This window comes from Pseudomonas sp. ITEM 17296, assembly GCF_028895205.1.
In the GTDB taxonomy this organism is placed as follows: domain Bacteria; phylum Pseudomonadota; class Gammaproteobacteria; order Pseudomonadales; family Pseudomonadaceae; genus Aquipseudomonas; species Aquipseudomonas kermanshahensis.
The window spans coordinates 172,655-192,748 of sequence record NZ_WJRS01000005.1; the positions used below are offsets into that span (position 1 = coordinate 172,655).

Below are 20,094 nucleotides of genomic sequence, written 5' to 3' on the forward strand. Positions count from 1 at the left end.
GATGCACATGGATAAAAGAAATTCGGACCTGGTCCAGCGCTTCGTTCGGCTGCCTCTTGCACAGCGCAAGCTCTTTCTCGAAAAGCTGAGTGACAAAGGCATCAGCCTCGCGCAGTTGCCCATTCCGGTCGTGCGCCATGAGGTAGAAAGGCCCGAGCTTTCCTATGCTCAGCAACGCCAATGGTTCCTTTGGCAGTGGGAGCCGGAGAGCGCGGCCTACAACATCCCCACTGCCTTGAAGTTCAAAGGGGCACTGGACACAACTGCACTGCGGCGCAGTTTTGAAACGCTGATCGCCCGCCATGAGACGCTGCGCACCACCTTCCACCTGGAGGGCGAGCAGGCCGTGCAGCGGCTACACGAAGAGCAACTTTTTGAGTTGTCGCTGGAGGACCAGCAACAGGCAGACGAGCAGGCTGTTCGCGGGTGGGTCGAGGCTCAGGCGCGTCAGCCTTTCGACCTGGCCAACGGGCCGCTGCTGCGGGTCAAATTGTTGCGCCTGGCGGAGCGCGAACATGTGTTGGCGGTAACCCTGCACCACATTGTTTCCGACGGTTGGTCCATGCCGGTGATGGTGGAAGAACTTGTCCGTCTTTATGAGGGCTACAGCCAAGGCCAGGAGGTTACGCTGCCGGCGCTGCCCATCCAGTACGCCGACTACGCCATCTGGCAGCGTCGTTGGATGGAAGCTGGGGAGCAGGAGCGCCAGCTGGCCTACTGGAAGGAACAGCTGGGCGATGAACAGCCGGTCCTTGAATTGCACACCGACCGACCACGCCCAGCAGTACCGAGCGGTGCCGGTGCTTGTGTCGGCATCAGCTTGCCGCCTGAGCTGGCGGCATCGCTCAAGCAATGCGCGCAACAGCAGGGCGTGACGTTGTTCATGCTGTTGCTGGCGAGCTTCCAGGTGCTGCTGCACCGGTATTCCGGGCAGGCGGACATTCGTGTGGGTGTGCCAGTGGCCAACCGCAACCGGGTGGAGACGGAGCGCTTGATCGGCTTTTTCGTCAACACACAGGTACTCAGGGCCGAGTTCGCTGCAGATGCCCACTTCAATGACCTGTTGGCGCAGATCAAACAGCGTGTGCTGGGGGCCCAGGCCCATCAAGACCTGCCATTCGAGCAATTGGTCGAAGCCTTGCAGCCTGAACGGAGCTTGAGCCATAGCCCCTTGTTCCAGGTGATGTACAACCACCAGACGCAGGTCAAAGGTGAGCGCCACAGCTTGCCCGGCCTTGAGGTCGAAGGGGTGGCCTGGAGCAATGATACGGCCCAGTTCGACCTGAAGCTGGACACCGTCGAGCACGCGGGTGGGATCGAGGCCGCACTGACCTACGCAACCGATTTGTTCGAGGCGCCGACCCTTGAGCTCATGGCGCAACATTGGCGTAACCTGCTGGAAGGTATTGTCAGCCAACCTGGGCAGCAGGTTGCTGATTTGCCTTTGCTGAGCCATCAAGAGCAGCAGGCGATGGTGCAGGGGTGGAACGCCACCGCCGCCGAATTCCCAGTCGAGCGCAGCATTCACTCGCTGATCGAAGCCCAGGTGTTCACCACCCCGGACGCCCCGGCGTTGGTGTTTGGTGAGCAGACCCTGAGCTACGCCGAACTCAACGGCAAAGCCAACCAGCTGGCGCACAAGCTGCGTGAACTCGGCGTGGGCCCGGACGTGCTGGTGGGCATCGCCATGGAGCGCAGCCTGGAGATGGTCATCGGCTTGCTGGGTATCGTCAAAGCCGGTGGCGCCTATGTGCCGCTGGACCCGGAGTACCCGCAGGACCGCCTCAGCTACATGTTCGAAGACAGCGGCATTGCCTTGCTGCTGACCCAGTCGCACCTGCGCGATGCCTTGCCGATCCCGGCTGGGCTGCGCAGCCTGGACCTGGACAGCGAAAACCTCGATGGCTACAGCGATGCCAACCCAGCTATCGACATGGTCCCGCTGAACCTCGCCTATGTGATCTACACTTCCGGCTCCACCGGCCGCCCGAAAGGCGCCGGCAACAGCCACCAGGCACTGGTCAACCGCCTGTGGTGGATGCAGAAGGCCTATGGCCTGGACGCCAGTGACAGCGTGCTGCAGAAAACCCCGTTCAGCTTTGACGTGTCGGTGTGGGAGTTCTTCTGGCCACTGATGACCGGCGCGCGCCTGGTCATGGCCCAGCCGGGCGCCCACCGCGACCCGCAGCTGCTGGTCGACACCATCAACCAGTACGCCATCAGCACCTTGCACTTCGTGCCGTCGATGCTGCAGGCGTTCATGACCCACGAAGCGGTGGAAAGCTGCCGCAGCCTCAAGCGTGTGGTGTGCAGTGGCGAGGCACTGCCGGCCGAGCTGGCGCGCCAGACTCTGCAGCGCCTGCCAGGGGCCGGCCTGTACAACCTGTACGGCCCGACCGAAGCGGCCATCGACGTCACCCACTGGACCTGCCGCGCGGACGAAAGCATCAGCGTGCCAATCGGCCAGCCGATCGACAACCTCAAGACCCACATCCTCGAAGGCAGCCTGCAACCTGCAGTACGCGGCAGCGCCGGCGAGCTGTACCTGGGCGGCGTAGGTTTGGCACGTGGTTATCACCAGCGCCCAGCGCTGACGGCCGAGCGCTTCGTGCCGGACCCGTTCAGCGATAACGGCGGGCGCCTGTACCGCACCGGTGACCTGGCGCGTTACAACGCCGATGGCGTGATCGACTACGCCGGGCGTCTCGACCACCAGGTGAAGATCCGCGGGTTGCGGATTGAACTGGGTGAAATCGAAGCGCGCCTGCTGGAATTGCCAGCGGTGCAGGAAGCGGTGGTGCTGGCCCAGGACGGGCCGAGCGGTAAACAGTTGGTGGGCTATGTGGTACCCGCCAACAGCACGCAAGACGAGGCCGCCTTGCGCGACAGCCTGCGTGAGGCCCTCAAGGCCGGCCTGCCAGATTACATGGTGCCCGCGCACCTGCTGCTGCTGGGCAAGCTGCCGGTAACACCGAACGGCAAGCTGGACCGCAAGGCCCTGCCGCAACCGGATGCCAGCCTGCTGCAAGGCGAGTACGTGGCGCCGCAGAGCGAGCTGGAGCAACAGATCGCAGCGATCTGGGCGGATGTGCTGAAGCTGGAGAAGGTCGGCCTGACCGACAACTTCTTCGAGCTGGGTGGTGATTCGATCATCTCGCTGCAGGTGGTCAGCCGTGCCCGACAGCAAGCCATCCAGTTCACGCCCAAAGAGCTGTTCCTCAACCAGACCGTGCAGGCGCTGGCAGCGGTCGCCCGGCGTGCGTCCCAAAGCGCAGTCGATCAGGGGCCGGTGACGGGTGTCACGCCCTTGCTACCGATCCAGCACGGGTTCTTCGAGGCGAAGATGCCAGCGCCTCATCACTGGAACCAGTCCGTGTTGCTGGCGCCCAGCGAAACACTGCTGAGCGAACCGCTGAATGCCGCGTTGCTGGCCCTGGTCGAGCATCATGACGCGCTGCGACTGCGCTTCGGCGCGCAGGCCACCTTCGGCCCCCCTGAAACGACCGCGTTGTTGTGGGTCAGGCCATGTGCGGATGAACAGGCGTTGCATCGCGTCGCCGATGAGGCACACCGTAGCCTGAGTCTGGAGCAAGGCCCTCTGCTACGTGCTGTGTTGGTCGAGATGCCGGAGGGTGAGCAGCGCTTGCTGTTGGTCATCCACCATCTGGCGGTGGACGGTGTGTCGTGGCGGGTGCTGCTGGAAGACTTGCAACAGGCCTACCAGTCGCTGCGTGCAGGGCAAGCGCTGAAGCTGCCGGCCAAGACCAGTTCGTTCAAGGCCTGGGCAGAGCACCTGCAAGCTTACGCCCAAGGCGCCGAGCTGCAGGCTGAGCTGGGCTACTGGCAGGCGCAGTTGCAGGGCGCCAGCGATACCTTGCCTTGCGACCATCCGCAGGGGGGCAATCAACAGTGTCATGCCGCTTCGGTCAGCACCCGCCTGGACCGGGAAACTACCCGGAAACTGCTGCAGGAGGCCCCAGCAGCCTACCGCACACAGATCAACGACCTGCTGCTGAGCGCCTTGGCGCGCGTGGTTGGGCGTTGGACGGAGCAAGATGAAGTACTGGTGCGCCTGGAAGGCCACGGCCGTGAAGACCTGTTCGATGGCATCGACCTGAGCCGCACGGTGGGCTGGTTCACCAGCATGTACCCGGTCAAGCTCAGCCCCCAGGCTGACGTGGCGAGTTCGATCAAGACCATCAAGGAGCAACTGCGAGCGGTCCCGAACAAAGGGCTGGGCTACGGCCTGCTGCGTTACCTGGGCGGCGCCGAGGCCAATGCGGCCCTGGCAGCGTTGCCGCAGGGTGAGATCGTGTTCAACTACCTGGGCCAGTTCGATGGCAGTTTCGATGAGGCGGGGTTGTTCGTACCTGCCAAGGAATATGCCGGCGCCCCACAGGACGCGCAGGCCCCTCTGGGTAGCCTGCTGGCGCTCAACGGGCAGGTTTACGGCGGTGAGCTGAAACTGGGCTGGAACTTCAGCCGGGAGCAATTCGATGAAGCGACGATTGAGCGGCTGGCCAATGACTACGCTGAAGAGCTCAAGGCACTGATCGCTCATTGCTGCCAGCCAGAGCACCGCAGCGTCACGCCTTCGGACTTCCCGTTGGCCGGGCTAACCCAGGCGCAACTGGATGGCCTGCCGGTACCGCCGGAGCAGATCGCCGACGTTTACCCGCTGTCACCCATGCAGCAGGGCATGCTGTTCCACACGCTGTACGAGCAGGAAGCCGGCAGCTACATCAACCAACTGCGAGTCGATGTAGACGGGTTGGACGTGGAGCGCTTCAAGCAGGCCTGGCAGGCAGCGCTGGATGCCCATGACATCCTGCGAAGCGGCTTCGTCTGGCAGGGAGAACTGAACCAGGCAGTGCAAGTGGTGCGCAAGCGGGTTGCCCTGCCGTTCAGCGCGTTTGACTGGCGCGCCCAGCCGATGTTGGAAAGCGCCTTGCATGCGCTGGCTGAAAGCGAGCAGCAGCAAGGGTTCGTGCTGGACGAGGCGCCCTTGTTGCGGCTGGTGCTGGTACGTACAGACGCCGATCGGCATCACTTGATTTGCACCCATCATCACATCCTCATGGATGGCTGGAGCACCTCTCGGCTACTGGGCGAAGTGTTGCAGCGTTACACCGGCCACGCGCTGGCCACTCAGCCTGTGCACTACCGCGATTACATCGGTTGGCTGCAGCAGCAGAGTGCGAGTGCTGCCCAGACCTTCTGGCAGGGCCAACTGGCCAGCCTGGAAGAACCGACCCGTCTGGCTCAGGTGCTGCGTAGCGCGTCGGCGCAAGAACTGCCTGGCCAGGGTGAGCTTCATCAGGTGTTCGATCAGGCATTGACCCAGCGCATCGAAGGGTTTGCAAGAGCCAATCGGGTAACCGTCAATACGTTGGTTCAGTCGGCGTGGCTGCTTCTGCTGCAACGCTACACCGGGCAATCCACTGTGTGTTTCGGCGCTACCGTGGCCGGGCGCCCTGCAGAGCTACCGGGGGTGGAGGAACAGATCGGCCTGTTCATCAATACATTGCCGGTCATTTGTGCACCACGCTCGGAGCAGAGCGTGGCCGAATGGATCGAACAGGTGCAGGCGAGCAACCTGGCCCTGCGCGAGTTCGAACACACGCCGCTCAATGAGGTTCAGCGCTGGGCAGGCTTGGGGGGCGAGGCGCTGTTCGATACCCTGATGGTGTTCGAGAACTATCCGGTTTCCCAGGCGCTTCAGGAAGGGGCGCCACAGGGGCTGAGTTTCGGCGTGGTTTCACACCGTGAGAAGACCAACTACCCCCTGACCCTGGCGGCCATGCTCGGGGAAACTTTGTCCATCCAATACAGCTATGACCGCGCGTCCTGGAGCGAAGCCAGTATTCAGCGAGTGTCCGATCACTTGTTCAATCTGCTGCAAGCGCTCATTGCGGATGCGAGCACTGCGCTGGGAGAGCTGTCGTTGCTCGGCAGCACCGAGCGTCAGCAGATCCTCCACGAGTGGAACCGCAGCGAAGCCGTTGCGCTAACCGGCAAGTGCGCTCACCAGTTGATCGAAGCACAGGCACACCAGCGTCCGGATGCGGTGGCGCTGGTGTTCGACGACCAGCAACTGAGCTACCGCGAGCTGGACCTGCGCAGTAACCAGTTGGCGCGCAAGCTCATGGAGCAAGGAGTAGTACCGAACACACTGGTGGGTATTGCTGCCGAACGTGGGCTTGCGTTGGCTGTAGCCTTGATTGCCATCCACAAGGCCGGTGCGGCTTATGTGCCTTTGGACCCGGACTATCCGCAAGATCGGTTGGCCTATCTGATTCAGGACAGTGGCATCGGTGTGCTGCTGGCGGACGCGGCCTCCATGGCGCGTCTGCCAATGCCTGACGGCTTGCCGTGCGTGGGTCTGGAGCAAGGCGGGCAGTGGCTGGAGCACCTCAGTGCCCAGCCGCTGGAAACACAGGTCACAGCAGACAGCCTGGCGTATGTGATCTACACCTCGGGCTCCACCGGCATGCCCAAGGGTGTAGCCATTGCTCACCATGCGCTGTCGGTTTTCTGCGAGGTTGCCAGTGGCTACTCGCGCCTGTCAGCCGAAGACCGCGTGTTGCAGTTCGCGACGTTCAGTTTTGATGGGTTCATCGAGCAGTTCTTCCCGCCACTGTCCCGGGGGGCTTGCATCGTGATGCGCGGTCAACAGCTCTGGGATACCGACACCTTCAGCCAACAGATCATTCGGCATGGGGTAACCGTCGCCGACCTGCCTGCCGCGTATTGGCGCTTGCTGGCACTCGATCGCCGCAAGCCTGAGGCCTATGGCCAATTGAAGCAGATCCATGTCGGTGGCGAAGCCGTGGCCCTCGATGGCCTGCAAGCCTGGCTGGCAGATGGCCCGCCGGCAGTACGCTTGCTCAACACCTATGGGCCGACTGAAGCCACGGTGGTCGCCACGACCTATGACTGCTCGCGCCTGGCCCATGCCCCGGCGGCAGACAGCGGTGTGCCGATTGGTCGCGCATTGCCTGGGCGGGTGATGCGCGCGCTGGACGGCGGATTGTCGCCGACCGCGATTGGCGTAGCCGGTGAACTGTACATTGGCGGTGACGGGTGCCTGGCGCGTTGTTACCACCAGCGACCGTCGCTGACGGCAGAACGTTTCATCCCGGACCCATTCGATGAAGTCGGCGGGGGGCGGCTGTACCGCACGGGGGATCTGGGGTATTTCGACGAGCAGGGTGAAATCGCCTACCGCGGCCGCGTTGATCATCAGGTGAAGGTGCGCGGCTTCCGCATTGAGTTGGGAGAGATCGAGCAGCATCTGCAGGCGAATCCGCAGGTGCGCGAGGCCGCCGTGATCGCTGTCGATCAGGCGGCTGGCAAACAGCTGTGCGGCTATGTGGTGCCGACCGATGAAGTCGAGGACGAAAGCGACCTGCGTGCCTCCTTGAAGCAGTACCTGAAGGCCAGCTTGCCGGACTACATGATCCCGACCTACCTGGTGATCATGCAGCACATGCCGATGACGCCAAGCGGCAAGCTGGACCGCAAGCGCTTGCCTGCTGCCGATCACGATCAGTCGCAAAAAGACTATGTGGCCCCGCAGGGCGCGCTTGAACAGCAACTGGCTGAAATTTGGGCGGGCGTGCTGAAACTGGAGCAGGTCGGCGTTACCGACAACTTCTTCGAACTGGGTGGCGACTCGATCATTTCCCTGCAGGTGGTCAGCCGCGCCCGTCAGGCCGGTATCCAGTTCTCACCCAAGGAGCTGTTCCAGCATCAGACGGTTCAGGAACTGGCAGCGGTGGCCCGGCGTGTCGTCGGCACCTCCATTGATCAAGGCAGGGTGACGGGATCGTCGCCACTGACACCGATTCAGCAATGGTTCTTCAAAGAGGACATCGCCGCTCGGCATCACTGGAACCAGTCGGTATTGCTGCAACCTGGCGAAGTTATTGTCGCTGAGCAGTTGCATGCGGCGTTGCACGCGGTGCTCGATCACCACGATGCGCTGCGCATGCGCTTCGAGCAGGTCGAGGGGGCGTGGCGAGCCGAGTTCACCGCTGATGCGGCTCAGGATCTGGTCTGGGTGCGGACACTGGCCGCCGAAGAAGACCTGCTCGATATCGCAGAGCAGGCGCAGCGCAGCCTGGACCTTGGGCAAGGCCCGCTGCTACGGGCGCTGCTGGTCGGGCTGCCAGATGGCAGCCAGCGCTTGCTGCTGGTGATTCACCACTTGGTGGTGGACGGTGTGTCGTGGCGCTTGCTGCTGGAGGACTTGCAGCAGGCCTACCAGGCACTGAGGGACGGGCAGCCGGTGACCCTGCCGGCCAAGACCAGCTCGCTCAAAACATGGGCCGAGCACTTGCAACACTACGCACAAGGCGAACCCCTGCGTGCCGAATTGACCTACTGGCAAAACCAGCTGCAAGGGGCAAGCGATGAATTGCCTTGCGATCACCCACAAGGTGGCAACCAGTTGCAGCACGCCACCTCGGTCAGCACCCGCCTGGACCGCGAAACCACGCGACAACTGCTGCAGGACGCCCCAGCTGCCTACCGAACGCAAATCAACGACCTGCTGCTGACCGCCCTGGCACGAGTAATCAGCCGCTGGACCCAGCGCAGTGACGTATTGGTGCGCCTGGAGGGGCATGGCCGTGAAGACCTGTTCGATGACGTAGACCTGAGCCGTACGGTGGGCTGGTTCACCAGCATGTACCCCGTCAAGCTCAGCCCGCAGGCCGACCTGGCCGGCTCGATCAAAACCATCAAAGAACAGCTGCGAGCAGTGCCGAGCAAAGGCCTGGGCTATGGCCTGCTGCGCTACCTGAGTGGTGCTCAGGCCGCTGAGACGCTGGCTGCGCTGCCGCAGGGCGAGATCGTGTTCAACTACCTGGGGCAGTTCGACGCAAGTTTCGATGAGCAAACAGGGCTGTTCGTACCGGCCAAAGAGTACGGCGGCGCAAGCCATGATGCGTGCGCCCCGTTGGGTAGTTTGCTGGCAGTGAACGGGCAGGTGTACGGCGGTGAACTGGAACTGGCCTGGTCGTTCAGTTCGCAGCTGTTCGAACGCTCGACCGTCCGCGGGCTGGCAGATGCCTATGCCGAGGAGCTCAAATCACTGGTAACTCACTGTTGCCAGGAACAACATCGAGGCGTCACACCGTCCGACTTACCATTGGCCGGCCTGACCCAGGCGCAACTCGACAGCTTGCCGGTACCTGCCTTGCAGGTCGGCGACATCTATCCGTTGTCGCCCATGCAGCAAGGGATGCTGTTCTACAGCGCGCAGGGAGCGGAAGGGGGGATCTACATCAACCAGACTTCGGTGGCGGTGGAAGGCTTGGTGATCGAGCAGTTCGTCGAGGCGTGGAATTTCGTGATCGCGCGTCACGATATCTTGCGTACCGGCTTCTGGTCGGCGGGCCACTTGGCGCAGCCACTGCAGATTGTCCATCGTCATCTGAACTTGCCGATCCGCGTGCTGGACTGGCGCGACCGTACTGTCACGCAAGAGGCCTTGGAGGCGTTGGCCGCGTCAGAGTCGGGTGAAGCGTTCGACATGATGTCGGCGCCCTTGATGCGGGTCATCCTGGTGCGCCTGGACGACCATCGCATGCAATTGATCTGGACCCGTCACCACATTCTGATGGATGGCTGGAGTAACGCCAGACTGCTGGGAGAGGTGTTCCAGGCTTATCATGGGAAGGCTTTCGACAGCCCTAAAGGACGGTTCGGCGATTACATCCGTTGGCTCGATGGGCAGTCGCAGGCACAGCTGGAAGCATTTTGGAGCAGCAAGCTTGGGGCGCTCGAAGGCCCGACCTTGTTGGCGGACACTCTCGCACCCAAGCCCGCTGGCCAACTGCCAGGGCATGCCGCGCTCTACTTGCACTGGGATGCCAAGCGCACCGAGAACCTGCGTGAGCGCGCCCAGCGCCTGCGCGTGACACCCAACACGCTCGTCCAGGCGACCTGGCTGCTATTGCTGCAGCGTTATACCGGCCAACAGACGGTCTGCTTCGGTGCGACCGTGGCGGGCCGCCCCGCCTCTTTGCCGGGGGCCGACGAGATGCTGGGCCTGTTCATCAATACCTTGCCGGTGGTGCAGACGCCGGAGCCGCAGCAAAAGGTCAGTGACTGGTTGCAGCAATTGCAGAGCTACAACCTGGAGCTGCGCGACCACGAACATGCTGCGCTCTCCAACGTGCAACGCTGGGCGGGTCGTCCGGGGCAGCCGTTGTTCGACAGCATCCTGGTCTTTGAAAACTACCCTGTGGGTGAGCGCTTGCAGGGCGATGGCAGCGGTACGTTGCAATTTGGCGAGGTCAATGATCGCGACGTCACCAACTATGCGATGGACCTGGCCGTGCATCTGAATGACACCTTCTCGGTGGAGTTCATGTACCTGCGTAGCCGTTTCACCGAAGCGGCTACCGAAGCCATCCGCAGCAGTTTCGAATGCCTGCTCAGCGCGATGCTGGATGATCCGCATGCCACGATCGGCAACCTGGAAATGCTCAGCGCCGTACAAATACAGCAAGCGGCTCAGCGCAATCTGTTGCAACCAAGCGAGCCGAATGGCCCTCGGCTTGCGCAGGTCATCGCCCGGCATGCGCAGTCATACCCCGATGCGGTGGCGGTCATCTGCGCCGATCAGCAACTGAGCTATGCGCAACTGGAGGACCGTGCCAACCGCCTGGCTCATCACCTGATCGGCCTTGGCGCCCGTCCGGAAGTCACCGTGGGGGTGGCCCTGGAACGTTCAGTCGAGGTGATCGTGGCCTTCCTCGCGGTGATGAAGACAGGCGCTGCCTATGTGCCGCTGGACATTGATTATCCTCAGGAGCGCTTGCAGTGGATTGTCGAGGATTCGGCCATGCACTTGCTGCTGACCAGCAGCGGCCTGCGCGAGCGGTTCCCGGAGGTGGAGCATTGCGTGGCGCTGGACCGTTTGGCGTTGGCTGAGCAGGCTGCGAGTGTGCCTGAGGTCTCGGTGATGGACGACAACCTTGCCTACCTGATCTACACCTCGGGCTCGACCGGCAAACCGAAAGGCGTCGCGGTGAGCCATGGCCAGATCCGTATGCACTGCCAGGCTATCGCGCAGCTTTATGAGATGGACGCGTCCACCCGCGAATTGCTGTTCATGTCGTTTGCCTTCGATGGTGCCCAGGAACGCTGGCTGTCGACACTCTCCTCGGGTGGTTGCCTGATCGTGCGGGACAATCGCTTGTGGACTGCTGAGGAGACCTTGCAGGTGCTGCATGAGCAGCGCATCGACATTGCCTGCTTCCCACCGGCGTACCTGCAGCAAATGGCCGAGTTTGCCGAAAGCCAACAGCAGGCTGCACCGCCTGTGCGCATTTATTGCTTCGGCGGTGATGCAGTGCCTGACGCTTTGTTCGAGTTGGTCAAGCGCACTTTGCAGCCCCAATACCTGACTAACGGTTACGGCCCCACCGAGACGGTGGTCACGCCGCTGCTGTGGAAAGTATCGGCGCAACAGGCCTGCGCCGCGGTCTATGCGCCGATCGGTGAGCGGGTTGGTCAGCGCACACTGCATGTGCTCGACCAGGACCTCAACCCGTTGCCTGATGGGGTGGCTGGAGAGCTGTACATTGGTGGTGAGGGTGTTGCACGAGGTTACCATCAGCGTGCAGCCCTTACTGCCGAGCGCTTCGTTGCCGACCCATTCGGTCAAGGTGCACGCCTGTACCGCACCGGTGACCGAGTACGCCGCCGCGCAGATGGGGTGATCGACTTCATCGGGCGCTTGGACAATCAGCTGAAAATTCGCGGTTTCCGCATTGAGCCGGGTGAGATCGAAGCGCGCCTGCGCAATCTGCCAGAGGTCAGGGATGCGGTGGTTGTTGCACGGGAGGGTGCAACGGGCAAGCAACTGGTCGGTTATGTCGTGACCGGCACAGGCGTAACGACGCCTGGCCAGTTGCGCGATGCCTTGCGTGCTGAGCTTCCGGACTACATGGTGCCAGCACAACTTGTGCTGCTGGCGGCCATGCCCCTTACCCCGAATGGCAAGATCGACCGTAAGGCGCTGCCAGCGCCTGAGCTGGGCGGGCAGCGTGTACGTCTGGCGCCGCGTAACGGCATCGAACGGGTATTGGTGCAGATATGGCAAGACGTGCTGGGGGTGGAGGCGCTGGGCATCGACGACAACTTCTTCGAACTGGGCGGCGACTCATTGCGTGTGCTGAAAATGCTGTCAAAAGTACGCAGCCACGATGATCTGCCCATCGAGTTGAAGCTGCGCGATGTGATGGCCAAGCCGACAATCGGTGAGTTGTCTGGCTATTCGGCCGATGAGGCAAGCCTTGATCCACTGCTATTGCTCAACACCCGTGTCGATCAGGCACCTGCGCTGTTCTGCCTGCATGCCGGCTTTGGTACGGTGTTCGATTACGAGCCTCTGGCTCGTCGCCTGGATGGGTATTGCAGTGTCTACGGTATCCAGTGCCGCATGTTGCTTGACCGCGAATGGCAAGACGATTCGCTCCAGTCGATGGCGATTGAGTATGCGCAGTACATTCGCCAGAAGCAGCCCGAAGGGCCGTACCGGTTGGCAGGCTGGTCACTGGGTGGGGCGTTGGCGGTACTTGTCACCCAAGAGCTGGAAAACCAGGGGCAGAAGGTCGCATTGCTTGGTTTGGTTGACAGCTTCATTCCGGCAGGCCTGCAAGAGTCGTTCTCTGATGACTGGAGCCAGGATTTGCAGGGCTTCCTGAGTGTAGTTCTGGGAGGGGCCAAGGACGACCTGGTGGTGCCTGGCGTTTCTGCCGATAGCGACGTCGTTCATTTGCAGGGAGTGATCGATCAGGTCCGTTCGGCCCAGGCGCTGCAATCGGCCTATGCCGAAATCGACAGTGCCGAACTGGCTCATACCTTCGTCGTGGCCATGCGTTTGAAAGCGTTGTCGCAGCAGCTTGCCGGGCTTCCGCAGACCAAGGCTATGGCGCATTGCTGGTGGGCTGGGAACACGGCCGGCGCGGTGCTGGGAGACGCGGTCCATTGTCAGGTGGACGCTGGCCATTACGACATCCTCAAGGCCTCTGAGGTGATCGAAGGGCTGGCAGTGCAGTTGATTCAGGAGGGTTCAATGGTGGAGTGAGGGTAGCTTCCCGTTTTTTGGGGGGCTTGTTGCTGGATCTTCTGCGCCGTTGAGATCGAGCGCCGCCTGCGCGGCGCTTCGCAGCACAAGGCTGCTCCTACAGCTTTTTCGGGCCAGTGAGTCCTGAGCGCGCGGCCCTTTGGCGTCCACCTCGATATCGTGTGGAACAAACAAGGCGGTCGCGCGCGTAGGTACAGGCGTAATTGGCCCGAAACAGCTGTAGGAGCAGCCTTGTGCTGCGAAGCGCCGCGCGGGCGGCGCTCGATTTGCGCCCCCTCAGAACCCAAGACAAGCACCTGGCAGCCTTCACCCTATTTCTCGCCAAACACATCGCAGCCACGCTTCCCAGGCATCACGTGAAGCCCCTTTTGTTGGGGACTTGTTGCTGGATCTTCTGCGCCGTTGAGATCGAGCGCCGCCTGCGCGGCGCTTCGCAGCACAAGGCTGCTCCTACAGCTTTTTCGGGCCAGTGAGTCCTGAGCGCGCGGCCCTTTGGCGTCCACCTCGATATCGTGTGGAACAAACAAGGCGGTCGCGCGCGTAGGTACAGGCGTAATTGGCCCGAAACAGCTGTAGGAGCAGCCTTGTGCTGCGAAGCGCCGCGCGGGCGGCGCTCGATTTGCGCCCCCCTCAGAACCCAAGACAGGCACCTGGCAGCCTTCACCCTATCTCTCGCCAAACAAATCGCAGCCACGCTTCCCCAGCATTACGTGAAGAACCTTTTTTTTGAGGCCCCAGCGTGGTCATGCGTTTGCGCGGGATTTGGTCAGGCGAGGGGGAGGTGATGCGAATGCTATACGAGCGGGAAAAACCCCTGGCGTTGACGCCAGGGGTCAAGGAGGATCAGAAGTCGTAACGCAGGTTCATCTGAGCATTGCGTGGCGCACCGTAGTGGCCGTAGTTGCCCGCGAAGCCGGCGTAGTATTTCTCATCGAAGAGGTTGTTGAGGTTCAGCGTTGTCGATAGATGGTCGGTGATCTGGTAGCGCGCCATCAGGCTGGCGACGTAGTAGTCATCCTGGGTAGCCCGGGTCTTGTACGACGAGAAGTACAAAGAAGTGCCAGAGTTCCAGTTAAGGCCACCCCCTACGGTCAGTTTGTCGAGCTCACCCGGCAGGCGGTACGTGGTCCAGAAGCGCAGGGAATCCATCGGCAGTTGCGTCAACATGCGATCGCCGTCGCCGTTCTCGGTCCTGGAATAGCTGTAGCCGGTTTGCACATTCCAGCCTGGCAGGATTTCACCCGTCAGCTCAAGGTCAACACCTCTGGTTTTAGCACCGTTGACAGCTTTATAGGCCTCTTCGCCATTCGTGCTGTCGGGGATGGTCTGGCCAGTACGCTCTGCCAGGTTGTCCCTTTCAATCCAGTAGACTGCTGCGCTGGCATTCAAGCGGCTGTCGAAGAACTCACCTTTCCAGCCCATCTCATAGTTCTTGCCAAGCACGGGGTCCAGTACCTTGCCTTCGATGTCACGTGCAGACTGGGGCTTGAAGATGTCGGTGTAGCTGACATACACCGACTGTTCAGGCGTGAGGTCGTATACGAGCCCTGCATAGGGGGTAACCACGCCGGTTTCGCCAATGTGATAGTCGGTCGGCGCACGGGCGATGGTGAGTACTTTTGAGTAGTAGTTGTAGCTGTAGTTGGTCCCGCGGGCGCCGAGGATCAGGTGAAGCTGGTCAGTGAAGTTAAGGCGTGTGGCGGCGAAGTAGCCGCTTTGCCGTGAGTTGATGTTGAAGTCCAGCAGCGGAATGTAACTGTCGGGCTTCTCCATGTAATTGTCCCAGCTGCCGAAGTTGAAGCTGTTCGACCCTGAGCCTAACGCAGAGAAGTGATCGTTGTTGTACTCGTTCCAGTTCCAGCCAAAGATCAAATCATGCGTTTGCCCGAGCAGCTCGAAGGGGCCTTGCAGGGTGACATCCACGCCTTTCTGGACTTGTTCGGCATGCGCCTTGCCAATGTCTGCAGATGCCTCGAGGGTCACCGGATCCAGCGATGAGGTGCCACTGGCGGTTTCATAGGTGGCATCGGCAAAATCACGGTCCACGTCCATGTAGTTGGCAGCGACCTTGAATTCCCAGTCGTTGGCCAGCTTCTGCTCGACATTGAGGGTGTAGTTCAGCGTCTCGTAATCGTCGAATGCCCAGCGCGCGCCCGAGCTGGTGGAGCGAGAAAAGTTGGTCTGTTGGCCGTTGCTGTACATCAGCGGTACGCCTGGGGCGCCATTGGCCTTGTACTTTTGATAATCGACGCCGAAACGTACCAGGGTGGAATCGGTCATGTCGGCTTCGACGACGCCGTAGACAATGTCCTTGCGCTGGCTGTACCAGTCCATGAAGGAGTTATTGTCTTGCTTGGCTGCGACGAAGCGGCCACGCACATTGCCGCTGTCAGTCAGCGGCCCGGACACGTCCGCCTCCAGGCGGTTGTAATCCCACGACCCTACACCAGCTTGTACATAAGACTGAAAGTGGCGTGTGGGGCGTTTGTGAATGATGTTGACTACACCACTTGGGTCGCCGGCACCGGTCATCAAACCGGTCGCACCCCTGACCACTTCAATCCGGTCGTAGAGCGCTGTGTCGAAAAACGTGCTGGGCAGGGTGCGGGTTTGGTTCTCCTGGGTCGTGGTGACGCCATCGATCTGATAGGTGTTGATCTGGCTGCCGCGGGAATAAATGTTGAAACGCTCGCCGCCATCCTGGGACATGGTAATGCCAGGGGTTTGGGTCAGCACATCGGTCATGCTGTGAAGCTGTTGGTCATCCATGCGCTGGCGGGTGATGACGCTGATCGACTGCGGGGTTTCGCGAAGCGACAGGTTCATCTTGGTGGCAGTGTTGGTGACCCCAGTGGTGTAGGAGCCAGTGCCCTCTGTGGTCGACCCTAGCGCGTGGCTATTCACGTTGGTTGGCGACAACTCCATCTGGCCTTCGGCATTCGCTGCGGCGGTTACGGTGACCGTATTGCCATCAATCTGGTAACGCAGCCCCGTCCCTTGCAGCAGCGTGCGCAGCGAGGACTGCAAATCATGCCGCCCCTTGAGCGCCGAAGAACGCAGCCCGCTGATGTCTTCCGGGCTGTACAGCAGTTGAGTATCCGTCTGCTTGGCCAGCGCCTGCAGTGCCGAGTTCATCGACTGCGCGGGAATATCCAGGGTCCATTCCTGTGCCTGCACCTGTGCAACCAGCGCAGAGGACAGCGCCAGGCCCAGGCCAATGCGTGACAGCGCACGCTGGGGGCGAAGGGAATGACGAATCAGTAAGGCTTTGGCAAGCGGGTTGAGCGCACTGGGCAATGGCATGGACATCTGTTGCGTTCTCGTTGGCAGAGGGGTTTTTTTCTATGTGCTGTATGTGACGCAGCACCTGTGAAAAACCGGAACGATTCTTATTGACTGTTTTTCCGCAGGTGCTGTTAACCGCGTCACAACGTTCAGAGTTCGCGGGCTACGCGAAAGCCGAGGAAGTCGCCACGGGTGGTCTTGAGGCGGTCGTTGCGGTTGGCCGAGCGCGAGAAGATCGGTGGCTCGCCCCAGTCGTTGCCGCGCATGTGCGCGCGGATGCACTTGGGGTCCTGGATCCAGGCGCTGCCGTCGCTGGGGGCGCCTTCGTAGCTTTCGTGGTAGCAGTCGGCGACCCACTCGTAGACGTTGCCGTGCATGTCGTACATGCCGAAGGCATTGGCCGGGTAGCTGCCCACGGGGGCGGTGAAGGTGTAGCCGTCACGGGGGCCGTAGGTGTTGGCGTGCTTGCTGATCTCGTACTTGCCCGGCTCGTCGAACGGGAAGGGGAACGGGCCGGTAGAGCCACCGCGGGCGGCGTATTCACGTTCAGCCTCGCTGACCATGCGGTAAGGCTTGCCGGTTTTTTTTGCCAGCCACACGGTGTAGGCCTGGACTTCGTCATAGTCGACGCAGACCGCAGGTTGGCGGGCTGTTTGTTTGTAGGTGGGCTTGCTGGCTTCGCACCAGCGCCCGGGGCGGTCGTCGCCGCTCTTGATGACGGTGCCGGTGGCCTTGATGTACGCGTCCAGCTCGCCGGCGGTGACCTGGTAGCGGCTCATCGCGAAAGGCTTGGCGAAGGTCACGGTGTGCAGCGGGCCTTCGTCGGGCTGGCGGCCGGCTTCGTCATCGGGTGCGCCCATCACGTAGCTGCCGGCGGGCAGTACCACCATCTCTGGGCAGTCCTTGCAGTCCTGGAATACATCACCTGGCTTGGCCGCGTGGGCGTAGGCGCTGACCAGCAGCAGGCAGGTGATCTGGGCTGGCCGGTAGAGCCAGGCTTTTGCGTTCATGAGTGGTCCTCGGAGCGGGTGAATGCGTGCGGCGTTTCGCATTCAGACGAGCCAAGGCGGTGAAAAATTAACCAATGGCCGCGCCTACAAAGGTCGGTTTAGCCAGTTGCCAGCCAGAAAACGCCGGGCTATAGTCCAGGCCATTGATCACATCCTGAAGACCTGTTCATGCCAGCCATCCCTTCCACCTCATGCTTTGCCTTCGCGCCAGTCGCGGGCGAGGTCGTGCGTGGTAGCCAGCAGCCGGCCATGATCAGTCACTACCCACCACCTGTCAGTGGCGTTGTAGGCGGCGTAGCTCCGCCTCTTTGCGTGGTCGTGCTGGGCTGATCGGCTTCTGGCCGCATCCCACCGCACTCGCAACCTACTGAACACGGTCGGCTACTTCCCTCGCTGAAGCGTACGCCCTCCGTTCGGCTCATTCGCCCGAAAGGTGGCAATACATGTCTGTCATTTCCAAAGCATCCGTGGCCTCGGCGGCCACCACCAGCCTGTTCGTCTTGCTGTGGAGCAGCGGGGCAATCGTCTCCAAGCTGGGCCTGGCGCACGCCAGCCCGTTCGCTTTCCTGTTATTGCGCTCGGCGCTGGCCCTTGCGGGCCTGTTGATGATCGGCCCCTTGTTGGGCCTGCGTTGGCCGCGCAGTCGTGGGGCGGTGCTGCGCGCCCTGGGCACCGGCTGCGTATTGTTGGGGGCCTACCAGATCTTCTATCTGCTGGCGCTCAATACCCATGTCACCCCTGGCGTGATGGCCACGGTGATGGGGGTGCAACCGATCCTCACCGTAGTACTGATGGAGCGTCAGCGTTCCTGGAGCCGGCTGTTCGGCCTGGGGCTAGGCCTTGCTGGCCTGGTGATGGTGGTCTATCAAAGCATCAACCTGGGTGGGGTGTCCCTGGCCGGCATGCTGTTCGCGCTGCTGGCGCTGGGCAGCATGACCTTGGGTTCGATCCTGCAGAAACGCATCACCGACAACCCCATGGGCACCTTGCCGTTGCAGTACCTGGCAGGGTTTGCCCTGTGCGCGCTGTTCGCCCCCTTGCAACCGTTGCACGTGCAGTGGACCGGCGGCTTCGTCGGTGCACTGCTGTGGATGGGGCTGGTGGTGTCGTTGCTGGCGACCCTGCTGCTGTATCGCCTGATCGCCAAGGGCAATCTGGTCAATGTCACCAGCTTGTTCTACCTGGTGCCTGCGGTGACTGCGGTGATGGATTTCCTGATCTTCGGTAACCGTTTGGCAGCGCTGAGCCTGCTGGGGATGGGGCTGATCGTGGTGGGCTTGCTGTTCGTGTTCCGCAAGCCGGCTGCGCGGTTGGCGGAGGCGTAGCGCTCTAGCGAAACTCTTCGGGGATGGTGTGCCGCAGCACGCCTTCCTCGAAGTCCAGCAGGTCGGCTTCGCGCTGGGTCAGCAGGTAGTAGAGCAAGGTGTCGAGCGCGCGCTGCGAGGGGACTTCGACGGCAAGCATCCTCACCGCCTGTTCTGCTTCGCAGTTGCAGCCAAAGTCTTGCAGGGCTGCGCGCACCTGGTCGAGCGTTTCCGGTGGCTTGACGATCACCCGGAACACCGAGCGGCCGCTGCTGATGCGCAAGCTGTCGAACCAGGTTTCACCGCTGTCCTCCCGCGTGTCGATGATGTCGCCCGGCGCAATGCCATAGACATAGAACGGGATGCCATCGACTTGGTAGCCGCCGTCGACTGCCTTGGCCCACAGGCCCTCGACCGAGGCCGGCGGGTAACCGTCTGCGTCCTGTACCAGGCGGAACAACACCTTCTTGTATGCACTGTTCATCGTGTACCCCGCTTCAATGGCGCGTCGGCCGCAGCACCAGCCACAAGGCCGCGCCAATCAGCACACCGCCGTACAGGTGCGCCATCGACAGCGGTTCATCCAGCAACCATGCCCCCCACAATACGCCGAATACCGGGATCAGGAAGGTCACGGTGCTGGCCTTGACCGGGCCAATTTCTTCGAGCAGGCGGAAGTACAGGATATAGGCAAATGCGGTACACAGCAGGCCCAACCCGAGCAGCGACAGCCACACCTGCCAGCCGCCCCAGCTGGCAGGCGGCTGAGCCAAGGCGCTCCAGGCGAACAGCGGGCTCAGCAGCAGCGTGGCGCCCAGCATGCTGCCCAGGGCCGAGAGGCGGCTGTCCAGGCCGCTGACCCAGCGGCGGGCGAGAAAGCCGGCGAAGCCATAACAGGTGGTGGCCGCCAGGCAGGCGAGGGCGCCTTGCAGCAAGGCCAGGTCCAGCGCGACGGGGCCAGCGCCGCTGAGGATGCCAACGCCGAACAGGCCCAGGAAGATGCCGCAGAGCTTGGGCAAGGTCATCGGTTCACGGAAGAACAGCACGCCGATCAGTACGCCCATCAGCGGTGTGGTGGCGTTGAAAATCGCCGAGTAGCCAGCTGGCAGTACTTGTGCGGCCACGGAGTAGAACGTCGCCGGGATGCCTGAGTTGATCATGCCCAGCACCAGGCAGGCGCCGAGCTTGCCTTGGAAGTCCCAGCGTACCCGCGCGGCGGCGACGATGGCGACCAGGCCCAGGCACGCGATCGACACGCGGAAGAACGCGGTCGGCACGGTGCCGAGTTCGGGGGCGATGATGCGCATGAACAAAAAACTCGCCCCCCAGACAGCGGCAAGGGTCAGCAGGCGGGCTAGGGCAATGGGGGTCACAACGGTCTCCGGGTTTT

6 protein-coding genes are annotated in these 20,094 nt (G+C 61.9%); 2 read left to right on the plus strand and 4 right to left on the minus strand.

Annotated features, from left to right (window positions below; all coding sequences use genetic code 11):
- Nucleotides 1–7: 7 nt before the first annotated feature.
- Nucleotides 8–13,105, plus strand: a complete 13,098-nt coding sequence (locus GIB19_RS08300; protein ID WP_274885173.1) for a non-ribosomal peptide synthetase — start codon at nt 8–10, stop codon at nt 13,103–13,105.
- Nucleotides 13,106–13,948: 843 nt separating this feature from the next.
- Here the strand turns inward: GIB19_RS08300 and GIB19_RS08305 are convergent.
- Both GIB19_RS08305 and pvdO read right to left on the minus strand, forming a co-directional pair.
- The gene (locus tag GIB19_RS08305) at nt 13,949–16,414 is read right to left on the minus strand and encodes a TonB-dependent siderophore receptor (RefSeq protein WP_099430171.1); all 2,466 of its coding nucleotides are present in this window, start codon (nt 16,412–16,414) and stop codon (nt 13,949–13,951) included.
- Between the two features lie 125 nt (nt 16,415–16,539).
- Nucleotides 16,540–17,400 carry a dihydropyoverdine dehydrogenase gene (gene pvdO / locus GIB19_RS08310; RefSeq protein WP_172960382.1) on the minus strand — a complete coding sequence of 287 codons (861 nt, stop codon included), beginning with the start codon at nt 17,398–17,400 and terminating at the stop codon, nt 16,540–16,542.
- A 443-nt stretch (nt 17,401–17,843) separates the two neighbouring features.
- Here pvdO and GIB19_RS08315 point away from each other — a divergent pair, with 443 nt between their 5' ends.
- Complete coding sequence (locus GIB19_RS08315; RefSeq protein ID WP_186681965.1) at nt 17,844–18,725, plus strand: DMT family transporter; 882 nt, start codon at nt 17,844–17,846, stop codon at nt 18,723–18,725.
- Between the two features lie 4 nt (nt 18,726–18,729).
- On the opposite strand, the gene GIB19_RS08320 is transcribed toward GIB19_RS08315, so the two are convergent.
- Both GIB19_RS08320 and GIB19_RS08325 read right to left on the minus strand, forming a co-directional pair.
- The gene (locus tag GIB19_RS08320) at nt 18,730–19,188 is read right to left on the minus strand and encodes a DUF4265 domain-containing protein (protein ID WP_027593173.1); all 459 of its coding nucleotides are present in this window, start codon (nt 19,186–19,188) and stop codon (nt 18,730–18,732) included.
- A 13-nt stretch (nt 19,189–19,201) separates the two neighbouring features.
- Nucleotides 19,202–20,077: a DMT family transporter gene (locus GIB19_RS08325; RefSeq protein ID WP_099430169.1), complete on the minus strand. Its 876-nt coding sequence runs from the start codon at nt 20,075–20,077 to the stop codon at nt 19,202–19,204.
- Nucleotides 20,078–20,094: the final 17 nt, after the last annotated feature.

Excerpts from the sequence above, each read along its gene's own strand:
- GIB19_RS08300 (WP_274885173.1), top strand. The coding sequence starts at position 8 with ATGGATAAAAGAAATTCGGACCTGGTCCAGCGCTTCGTTCGGCTGCCT.
- GIB19_RS08305 (WP_099430171.1), bottom strand. The coding sequence starts at position 16,414 with ATGTCCATGCCATTGCCCAGTGCGCTCAACCCGCTTGCCAAAGCCTTA.
- pvdO (WP_172960382.1), bottom strand. The coding sequence starts at position 17,400 with ATGAACGCAAAAGCCTGGCTCTACCGGCCAGCCCAGATCACCTGCCTG.
- GIB19_RS08315 (WP_186681965.1), top strand. The coding sequence starts at position 17,844 with ATGTCTGTCATTTCCAAAGCATCCGTGGCCTCGGCGGCCACCACCAGC.
- GIB19_RS08320 (WP_027593173.1), bottom strand. The coding sequence starts at position 19,188 with ATGAACAGTGCATACAAGAAGGTGTTGTTCCGCCTGGTACAGGACGCA.